The organism is Halovibrio sp. HP20-59 (genome assembly GCF_033052795.2).
Taxonomy (GTDB): domain Bacteria; phylum Pseudomonadota; class Gammaproteobacteria; order Pseudomonadales; family Halomonadaceae; genus Vreelandella.
The window spans coordinates 1-1,580 of record NZ_JAWJUW020000043.1; the positions used below are offsets into that span (position 1 = coordinate 1).

The 1,580-nt window shown below is 52.5% G+C and carries 1 rRNA gene; it reads right to left on the reverse strand.

Going from position 1 to position 1,580, the window contains the following annotated elements:
• Nucleotides 1-1,450, reverse strand: a 23S ribosomal RNA gene (locus RZA33_RS19250); the annotation flags it as partial.
• Nucleotides 1,451-1,580 lie beyond the last annotated feature (130 nt).

Sequence of the window (1,580 nt, forward strand, 5' to 3'; positions counted from 1 at the left end):
ACCAACGCCTGGCTCACCTAGCCTTCTTCGTCCCCCCATCGCAACCATGTCCGGTACGGGAATATTGACCCGTTTCCCATCGACTACGCCTTTCGGCCTCGCCTTAGGGGCCGACTCACTCTGCTCCGATTAGCGTCGAACAGAAACCCTTGGTCTTCCGGCGAGGGAGTTTTTCACTCCCTTTATCGTTACTCATGTCAGCATTCGCACTCGTGATACCTCCAGCAGACTTCTCAATCCACCTTCATTGGCGTACACGACGCTCCTCTACCGCGAATCCCTATCGAAATAGAAACTCACCCGTAGCTTCGGTACCTGGTTTAGCCCCGTTACATCTTCCGCGCAGGCCGACTCGACTAGTGAGCTATTACGCTTTCTTTAAAGGATGGCTGCTTCTAAGCCAACCTCCTAGCTGTCTGAGCCTTCCCACATCGTTTCCCACTTAACCAGGATTTCGGGACCTTAGCTGACGGTCTGGGTTGTTTCCCTTTTCACGACGGACGTTAGCACCCGCCGTGTGTCTCCCACGCTCTACTCACCGGTATTCGGAGTTTGCCTCGGGTTGGTAAGTCGGGATGACCCCCTAGCCGAAACAGTGCTCTACCCCCGGCGGTAATACGTGAGGCGCTACCTAAATAGCTTTCGAGGAGAACCAGCTATCTCCGAGCTTGATTAGCCTTTCACTCCGATCCACAAGTCATCCAAATCTTTTTCAACAGATCCTGGTTCGGGCCTCCAATTGATGTTACTCAATCTTCACCCTGCTCATGGATAGATCGCTCGGTTTCGGGTCTATATCCAGCGACTGTGTCGCCCAGTTAAGACTCGGTTTCCCTACGGCTCCCCTATACGGTTAACCTCGCCACTGAATATAAGTCGCTGACCCATTATACAAAAGGTACGCAGTCACAGAACAAGTCTGCTCCTACTGCTTGTACGCACACGGTTTCAGGATCTATTTCACTCCCCTCTCCGGGGTTCTTTTCGCCTTTCCCTCACGGTACTGGTTCACTATCGGTCAGCCAGGAGTATTTAGCCTTGGAGGATGGTCCCCCCGTCTTCAGTCAAGGTTTCTCGTGCCCCGACCTACTCGATTTCACGTATTCAGACTTTCGACTACGGGGCTATCACCCGCTACGGCCACGCTTCCCAACGTGTTCGCCTAATCAGTCATACGCTTAAGGGCTGGTCCCCGTTCGCTCGCCGCTACTAGGGGAATCTCGGTTGATTTCTTTTCCTCAGGGTACTTAGATGTTTCAGTTCCCCTGGTTCGCCTCCTACACCTATGTATTCAGTGCAGGATACCGATCTTATGATCGGTGGGTTTCCCCATTCAGAAATGCCCGGGTCACAGGTTGTTGCCACCTCGCCGAGCCTTATCGCAGGCTACCACGTCTTTCATCGCCTCTGGCTGCCTAGGCATCCACCGTGTGCGCTTCATTGCTTGACCCTATAACCCGAAGGAGTCTGGACTCGCAATGATCACGTTTCATTTGCCGGATACGTCTTGCGACGTATCACAATTTAAGACCACTTCTTACGAAGTGTTCTTGTCAGCATGATATACATTGTTAAAGAGC